This is a genomic window from uncultured Phyllobacterium sp. (assembly GCF_902479695.1).
Taxonomy (GTDB): Bacteria; Pseudomonadota; Alphaproteobacteria; order Rhizobiales; family Rhizobiaceae; genus Phyllobacterium; species Phyllobacterium calauticae.
This window is the reverse complement of the sequence record NZ_CABSQF010000008.1, coordinates 142,369-149,614: the sequence shown is the minus strand read 5'-3', so window position 1 is coordinate 149,614 and position 7,246 is coordinate 142,369. Positions and strand designations below refer to the sequence as shown.

The 7,246-nt window shown below is 55.3% G+C and carries 8 protein-coding genes; 6 read left to right on the top strand and 2 right to left on the bottom strand.

Translation table 11 applies throughout. The annotated features are described in order from the left end of the window. The 6 genes from repC to RDL77_RS07420 form a co-directional block, all read left to right on the top strand. A partial coding sequence (repC, locus tag RDL77_RS07445) for a replication initiation protein RepC (RefSeq protein WP_288192383.1) occupies positions 1–272 on the top strand: 272 nt, incomplete at its 5' end. A gap of 332 nt (positions 273–604) precedes the next feature. Continuing rightward, positions 605–1,711: an RHE_PE00001 family protein gene (locus RDL77_RS07440; RefSeq protein ID WP_288192382.1), complete on the top strand. Its 1,107-nt coding sequence runs from the start codon at positions 605–607 to the stop codon at positions 1,709–1,711. Positions 1,712–1,915: 204 nt separating this feature from the next. Next, positions 1,916–3,016, top strand: a complete 1,101-nt coding sequence (locus RDL77_RS07435; protein WP_288192381.1) for a DUF262 domain-containing protein — start codon at positions 1,916–1,918, stop codon at positions 3,014–3,016. After that, positions 3,013–3,726 (top strand): MAE_28990/MAE_18760 family HEPN-like nuclease, encoded by a 714-nt coding sequence (locus tag RDL77_RS07430; RefSeq protein ID WP_288192380.1) that lies wholly within the window; start codon positions 3,013–3,015, stop codon positions 3,724–3,726. Before RDL77_RS07435 ends, RDL77_RS07430 begins: the two co-directional genes overlap by 4 nt. After that, positions 3,719–4,801, top strand: coding sequence for a DNA cytosine methyltransferase (locus RDL77_RS07425; RefSeq protein WP_288192379.1), 1,083 nt, complete (start codon positions 3,719–3,721; stop codon positions 4,799–4,801). Before RDL77_RS07430 ends, RDL77_RS07425 begins: the two co-directional genes overlap by 8 nt. A gap of 81 nt (positions 4,802–4,882) precedes the next feature. Further along, positions 4,883–5,302 carry a very short patch repair endonuclease gene (locus tag RDL77_RS07420; protein ID WP_288192378.1) on the top strand — a complete coding sequence of 140 codons (420 nt, stop codon included), beginning with the start codon at positions 4,883–4,885 and terminating at the stop codon, positions 5,300–5,302. Between the two features lie 158 nt (positions 5,303–5,460). Here the strand turns inward: RDL77_RS07420 and RDL77_RS07415 are convergent, their stop codons facing one another. Continuing rightward, positions 5,461–6,015 (bottom strand): hypothetical protein, encoded by a 555-nt coding sequence (locus RDL77_RS07415; RefSeq protein WP_288192377.1) that lies wholly within the window; start codon positions 6,013–6,015, stop codon positions 5,461–5,463. Then, on the bottom strand, positions 5,921–6,802 hold the full coding sequence (locus RDL77_RS07410) for a hypothetical protein (protein WP_288192376.1): 882 nt from the start codon (positions 6,800–6,802) through the stop codon (positions 5,921–5,923). The genes RDL77_RS07415 and RDL77_RS07410 overlap by 95 nt, the downstream gene beginning before the upstream one ends. Positions 6,803–7,246 lie beyond the last annotated feature (444 nt).

Sequence of the window (7,246 nt, the reverse complement as noted above, 5' to 3'; positions counted from 1 at the left end):
AACTGATGGGCGCGGCCATTGTCGTGCGCTCCATGCTCGGCGTCAGCCCGTCCGCCTATGAGGAGGCCTGTGCGGTGCTCGGCCAGGAAAACGCCGCCATTGCCATGGCCTGCATCCTGCAAAGGGCTGATCAGATCAATTCGGCGGGCGGGTATCTGCGCTCCCTCACCGACAAGGCGGCCAAGGGCGAATTCTCCGTCTGGCCGATGCTGCTCGCCCAGCTCAGGGCCAACGGCACCCATGTCAGACTGGTCAAAGGGCAGCTGGAATGAGACCGATATGGCGCGCCAACCACACCGTTTCGCGGGCGAAACCATCAGGAAAAACCTCAGTAAATCCAGCATGTACAAACACGCAAGACGCAAGAAAACGAACAGTTGTATATGCCGATAAGGCGAAATGGACATGCTCTAGAAGCAGCCAAGATAGGCGAAACCTCAGAAGATATGCGTTTTGACGATGAGGTGGTCTGCGGATCTCACCGAGCCTGGCAATCGATACTTGTTAGTTATCGATGATTAAAAGCGCAACTACAGACCATCGGTACTAATGAATCTTAATGGCCATATAGTTTTCGTTTAGCAAACCATTCACCGTGATTTCAATGGCTTACGATCTCGCAAAATTGCCCATCCAGAGTCTGTTGCGGCCGATCTCGGACGCAACGAGTGCATGGACCCGCCTCGACGAACATATCGCCCGCTCGCCGGTCGGCGCGGGCTGGATCGAGCGCATGCATTTCGCTGACGCCTGCGCTTCGCTGTGGATCGATGGTGAACTGGTGCACCTCGAAGACCTCGTGCTGCACGACGCCACCCGCGATATCCGCACTCCAATCCACGAACTCACCATCGCCCGCGACGTGTTGCGCACCCGCCGTCGGATTGCAGCCCAACTCCCCGGCTGGGTGCTGTCCGCCGACGGCATTCGGACGCTGCAGAAAACCTCCGAGATCACATCGGCCGACACAGGCGAGGCGGCGACCGCCGATGCCATCCGGCGGGCGGTCGCGATCGATCAGGAAGGGGAGGGGGACGTCGTCGAGGACGTAGAAAGTCTACCCGGCGTGGACTACGCCGCAATCGATGTAGTGCTGGCCCGATCGGAGGCGGCAATCGAGAGCGCAACACGGCCCGGCCGCGCCGCGGGCAGCGGTGCTGCCGAAAAAGATCCGATGATCTACGATCTCGATTGGGACGAAGACGCGAGGCTCGACGAATGGCCCGGTGTGTTGCGGCAAGCAGAACATCTGCCGGCGGTGCTACAGGCCATCGTCGCCCTCGATGCCTGGAACGAACTCTCCGTCCTTCAGCATGCGCCCTGGCTCGGCCGGTTGTTCGCTGCGTCGCTCCTGCGCCAAGCCGGCGCGCATCTCGCCGCCATCAACCTTGGCCTGAAAACTATTCCGGTCGATCGGCGCCGGCATCGTGATCGGGAGACCCGGTTGCTCGCCATCGCGCACGGCCTGATCGCGGCCGCCGAACTCGGTCTGAAAGAGCATGACCGGCTGGCTTTGGCGCGCGCGATGTTCGAGCGAAAGCTGGACGGACGCCGGACGTCTTCAAAGCTGCTGGAGCTGGTCGAGCTGGTGATGGCAAAACCACTGGTGTCGGCCGGGATGGTGGCCAAGACGCTGGAAATGACGCCGCAGGCGGCCCGGCGGATCGTTTTGGAACTCGGCCTCAGAGAGATGACGGGGAGGGGGGGGTGATTAAGAAAAAGGCTGCAGACGATATCAAATCCAAGAGCAAGGGCCAGTCGTTTGGAAGGACGTTGGTTCCGGATAGAGAGATATTGGCGCATTCAAATGGTTCGACTAGCCCACAACTCATTTCTGCTAAGCGCTGGTAGAATCATGCATAATTGTGCATGATTTTCCAGTATTAGAAAATTTAAATTGAGACGACGTAAGACCATGGCCAAGGCGAAAAAGAGCAAAGTAATCAGCGAAGAGGCGAAGCTTGCAGCCGAGCAAGCCGTCATTGCCGTTTCCAAGCAGGTTAAATTCAACGTCGCCGAATATCCGGTCTCGATGTATGTAAGTCGGTTCAAGGATGATACCACCGATCGCTACTTTGTGCCCGAGTACCAACGTAACCTTGCTTGGAACGGCGAACAACAGTCGCAGTTTATCGAGTCCTTGATCGTCGGTCTGCCGATTCCGTTCATGTTTTTCTATCAAACGTCCGAAGGTCGCATGGAGATCGTAGACGGCTCGCAACGCATGCGCGCTATGCGCGCATTCTTGAAGGAAAACCTGCGGCTTCGAGATCTCGTTTTGATTCCAGAGCTGAATGGTTTCTCGTTTGCCGACCTCCCAGGCGACCGTCAGAACAAATTGGAAGATATAACGATCCGAACTATTCTGCTTGATACCGATACCGATCCTGCGACCCGGGCGGAAATGTTCGGTCGCATAAATCGGATGGGTACGACTGCGAACGAGGCTGAGATCCGCAGAGGTTCTCTCCCCGGCCCGGTGACAAGTCTTATACAGGAGCTTGCTGAGTCCGAGCAGTTTACTGCGATTACGCCATTGACGGAGATCGCCGTTAATCAGCGCGAGCGAGAAGAGCTCGTGACGCGCTTTTTTGCTTATCTCAACAAGAACGACACGCCCGACGGCCGGTTTCCAGGCTATCGCGATCGTCCGAAGAAATTTCTTTACGACTATCTCAAAGACGCAAACCAAGCTGCATTAGCGGACGAACATATTATTCCCGCGATGCGGCAGGAGTTTACCCGTATGCTGAGCTTTGTAGCCGAAGCTTTCCCACTCGGCTTTCGCAAGTCTAAAACTGCCAACACCGTGCCGCGCGTTCGCTTCGAAGCGATAGCTGTCGGTTCGGCATTGGCTTTGCGACTGCGACCGGACCTGGAGGTCGCACCGGATGTCGTCGCGGCAAGGATGATGGAGGCTGGATTCGATAAGCTAGTGGTTTCCGATGGAGCCAATGTTCGCTCGAAGCTCGAGGGAAGGATCGATCTGGGCAGATCGGTCCTGTTGGCAGAATGAGCGACCTTCAAGTGACCCTAGTGGAGCGACGGCAAGAGTTCGACGGGCACCTTGCCTTCGCGACGGCGCTGGACAGGCGATTGATCGAAGGAGATACGATCTCGATCGGCGAGATGGCTTTGACCGCACGTCATCTGCTGACGATCAAGTCCGGTCTGATCGTGCATCTCTACAATGTCGTCGAGGCAACTATGACGAAGGTTATCGACGAGATAGGCAAGGAAGTCCTGGCTATCCCGCCAGCGCAATGGTCTCGGATTACCGTCAAGGAGTGGCTTCGCCACTATGCTGCAATCGGTGTCGATGGCAACGAGGATAGTCGCCTTGACGTCGTTCATGGGGCGGCCTTGAAACTGCTGGCAAGGCAACCCATCCAAACTCTGAAATTCAAGAAGCCTTCGGGGACGTGGTCCGACAAGGTCATTTTAGAATTCTCGAGACGGCTCGGTGTCAACTTTCCGCTCAATGCTCAGATCGCTCCGAGGATTCAGGCATCGCCAAAGTATCGAGATCTAACGCCGCTCGAGTTTCTAGCCGATCGAAGAAATGCCATCGCGCACGGTAGGCGGACATTCGAGAATGGCGCAAACGATCTGACTCTGCCGGACATCGCCGAACTAGCGTCGATTACCCTCGACTATCTTGTTCTAGCGGTCTCCGCCTTCGAACACTATATCACTCAAAAACAGTTTAGAACTGCCGATGCGTAAAATAGAACACCCAGAAATTGTTGCTGTCGATCTGTTCTGCGGGGTTGGTGGACTGACCTTCGGTTTGCAGTCTGCCGGAGTATCCGTCAGGATGGGTGTCGACATCGACCCAGACTGCGCACACCCGATCGAGAAAAATTCTAAAGCCGTATTTTTGCAGGCCGACGTTGCGTCGCTCGATCCCAATATCGTAGCGGGTGTCTTTGAAGGCGCTAAGGTAAGCCTCCTTGCAGGATGTGCGCCTTGTCAGCCTTTTTCGACCTACTCTCGGTCTGCAAAACAGAAACACGGCGACGCGGCGGGAGATACCCGCAGCAAGGACTGGCGACTTGTTGAGCATTTCGGCGATCTTATCGAGCAGGTCCAACCCGACCTGGTGACGATGGAAAACGTCCCACCTCTGGCGCAGCAACCGGTCTTCGATCTGTTTCTAAAAAAACTGAAAGGCTATTGGGTCGACTGGCGCGTAGTCGAATGTCAAACAATTGGTCTGCCACAAACCCGTAAGCGGCTTGTGCTTGTTGCATCGCGACTTGGCCCCATAACCATTCCCGAATTCGAAAAACCACTCCGAACAGTCCAATCGGTGATCGGGGACCTTCCGGAATTAGCGGCCGGCGGGCAAGATCCAAAGGATCCGCTGCATCGCGCGAGCAAGCTGAGCAGCGTGAATTTGAAAAGGATCCGTCATTCCGTACCGGGAGGCACCTGGCGCGACTGGCCTGAAGATTTGCGATCGTCGTGTCATCTCAAGGAAACCGGCGCGACATACCCTTCTGTGTATGGGCGCATGAGATGGGACGCGCCGGCGCCCACGATAACGACCCAGTGCTTTGGATACGGCAATGGTCGGTTCGGACATCCGCAACAGGATCGCGCTATCAGCCTACGTGAGGCGTCAATGCTTCAAGGATTCCCAAAAGGCTACTCTTTCTTGCCGGACGAAAAAAGCGCCAGCTTCGATAAGCTTGGACGGTTGATTGGGAATGCCGTTCCGGTAAAACTTGGAGAAGTAATCGGTGAGCTGTTCTCTGAACACGTCGCGAAATATCGTTCGCCAGACACGAAGCACTGATACGGAAACAAATAGCTCCGAACAGTCGCCAAGTTTGAAACGCATTCAAATGCTATTCCTTCCGCGCTTTAGGAATTGGCAATGACGACCGATCCGATGCGATCTGCACTGATGTCCAAGGTGAGGGGTAAAGACACCCAGCCCGAATTGATCGTGCGTCGTAAACTGCATGAGCTTGGCGGACGTTTTCGCTTGCATCGCAGAGATCTGCCGGGAAGTCCCGATATCGTCATGCCGTCGAGAAATGTCGCCCTCTTTGTGCATGGGTGCTTCTGGCACCGGCACGAGAATTGCAAAATGGCCTCTATGCCGAAGACGCGTCAGGATTTTTGGCGTGAGAAGTTCGACGCCAATATGGCACGTGATCATCGAAACATAGCCGATCTCGAACGCCTTGGGTGGCGTGTCGAAGTGATTTGGGAATGCGAAACCAGGAAAAGAGAGGCGCTCTCTGGACGATTGAAGCATTTGCTCGCAAATTCTTCAAAGCAATGTCCTTAGCGGTCGCAGATAGACGCAGAACCGTATCTCTTACATCGACATCGAAGGGTAGTTTGTATGACACCGTGCGGTCTGGGGTCTGCGCTCACGGAGATAGCTCAGGAATTTGCCACGCTGTTGACTTATGCCCCAGTCCGATCTCGCAGTTTCCAAGTTTATCAGAAAGGAAGTTGGTGATTGACCCAGGCCATTACCGCATCCGAGGCGAGGACGAGTGCTTCATAGATCTGGTGCTGATGTGCCTTGTATGCATCGACCGCAGCATCCCCGATGATGCCCGATACCGCCGCACCCATCACGAAGCCTGGACCGGTTTTGATGAACTGAGCGATCCGCCGAAACAGCGAAACCTTCTCGACGATATCGATAAGTTGTGGCGTAAGCCTTTCGCTCTCCTGGCGGATTTCGGAGATGGCGGCAACAACGTCCTGGAAGCGATCCTGAGAAATATGACGCTCGATCTCGAGCAATTCGGGCGGCTGATTATGCCCCCTGTTAGCCGCGAAGCTCAGTTGCGGCCGTATTAGTACTTCGAGGCTATCGAGGCGTTCGCGCATTTCGGATTTAAGTGCCTCGAGCTCGTCGCCGGGCCTGACGGGGCCGGCTACCGCGCCGGGGTCAAACGCCAGGTTGGAAAAGTTGGCATCGCGGAAATTGTTGCCTGCAGAGCCACCTTGCAGGGGGGGCGGTAAAATCAAACTGAGGTTGGTCATAGTCGTCCGGCTTCTCTTTCGGCGCCCAGACGACCAGACCGTCCTTCTCGACCTCCTGTGTTGCCGCCTCGATTATATCTTCTGCGGCAAGGTCTGAAAATTGATCGTGGATCTGTTCGCGCGCATCGTACGGTCCACCCCAGATCCACTGGTAGCCACCTTCGGCACTCTCGTAGGGGGTGCGAACTGCTGGGTCCTCATAATGGTCGTGAAACCATTGAACCATTGCCTGGATTTTCCGGCCTCGTGCCAGCTTTCGAAACCGCGAGGGCGTATATCGAGAGTCCGCGATATAGTAGGAGCGCCGGTCGTCGTTCGAACGCTGCGTTGGAGGGATGAATTCTTCGTCTTCGTCCTCATCGAAGAAATCCGAGATATCGGGAAGAGGCTCCTCTACCGAGGAGATGCCGTCGTACTCTTCATTATCGTCTTCAAGGGGCTGGCGTTGCGCTCCATTGCCCACGGCGAACGAATTTCCTGCAAAGGAGGAGCCGGCGAGAGTCGCTGTACTCCCGAGGCGTGAAATGCCCCGCTCATCCGGTTCATCTGGTTCCGCTTCATCAAAAGCGTTGATACTGACTCGACGCTCAAACACGGCCAGCCCGAGGCCTAACCGGGCGAGCGTTTCCGGAGCGGTGTCGTCGGCAAAGCGGACTAGATAGCCGTACACTTCGCCATCGTTTCCGTCGATGGAATCAATTTCCCAGTCACTATCCTCAAGTAGTTCGACATCGACACCCCAGTCGGCGGCTATTGCTGCAGCTTGTTCATCTTCCCGAAGTGCCATGTCATTCTCACTGATCCTGTCCGCGGCAAGCCTGCCACCCGATTCGTTTCATAGAAATTGAAATAGGGATCGGCTGCAAGGTCTTGGAAAGCTAAGGGCGCATGCTCTCCTGATTTTCCAAGTAACTGTAAGCGGTTCAGCAATTTTCTGCGCGATCGATCATCAGTGTCACTTAATTAACCGCCCGTCTTGGGTTTCGTAAAGGATAATTGCCACGTTGCAGCAGAGAGCGCCCATCGTTCCTCCCGGATAGACCAATAATTAAGTGCGCAGATTGTGGAGGTTTGCCGAGAAAATTTAGGATGGAAAAATGGGCCACCTGTGGAACAAGTTCGAGAAGTTTAGAAGAACGCCCTCAACCAAAGAACAGCTGGATTGGGCGGAACGTCTCGTAGTGTGCCTCGGGGTGTTTTGGATCTTTTTTACGGTTGTCCTGTCGCTTAT

Bases quoted from the DNA above. Each gene is read 5' to 3' on its own strand.
- RDL77_RS07410 (WP_288192376.1), bottom strand. From the start codon at position 6,802: ATGGCACTTCGGGAAGATGAACAAGCTGCAGCAATAGCCGCCGACTGG.
- RDL77_RS07415 (WP_288192377.1), bottom strand. From the start codon at position 6,015: ATGACCAACCTCAGTTTGATTTTACCGCCCCCCCTGCAAGGTGGCTCT.
- RDL77_RS07430 (WP_288192380.1), top strand. From the start codon at position 3,013: ATGAGCGACCTTCAAGTGACCCTAGTGGAGCGACGGCAAGAGTTCGAC.
- RDL77_RS07425 (WP_288192379.1), top strand. From the start codon at position 3,719: ATGCGTAAAATAGAACACCCAGAAATTGTTGCTGTCGATCTGTTCTGC.
- RDL77_RS07420 (WP_288192378.1), top strand. From the start codon at position 4,883: ATGACGACCGATCCGATGCGATCTGCACTGATGTCCAAGGTGAGGGGT.
- RDL77_RS07440 (WP_288192382.1), top strand. From the start codon at position 605: ATGGCTTACGATCTCGCAAAATTGCCCATCCAGAGTCTGTTGCGGCCG.
- RDL77_RS07435 (WP_288192381.1), top strand. From the start codon at position 1,916: ATGGCCAAGGCGAAAAAGAGCAAAGTAATCAGCGAAGAGGCGAAGCTT.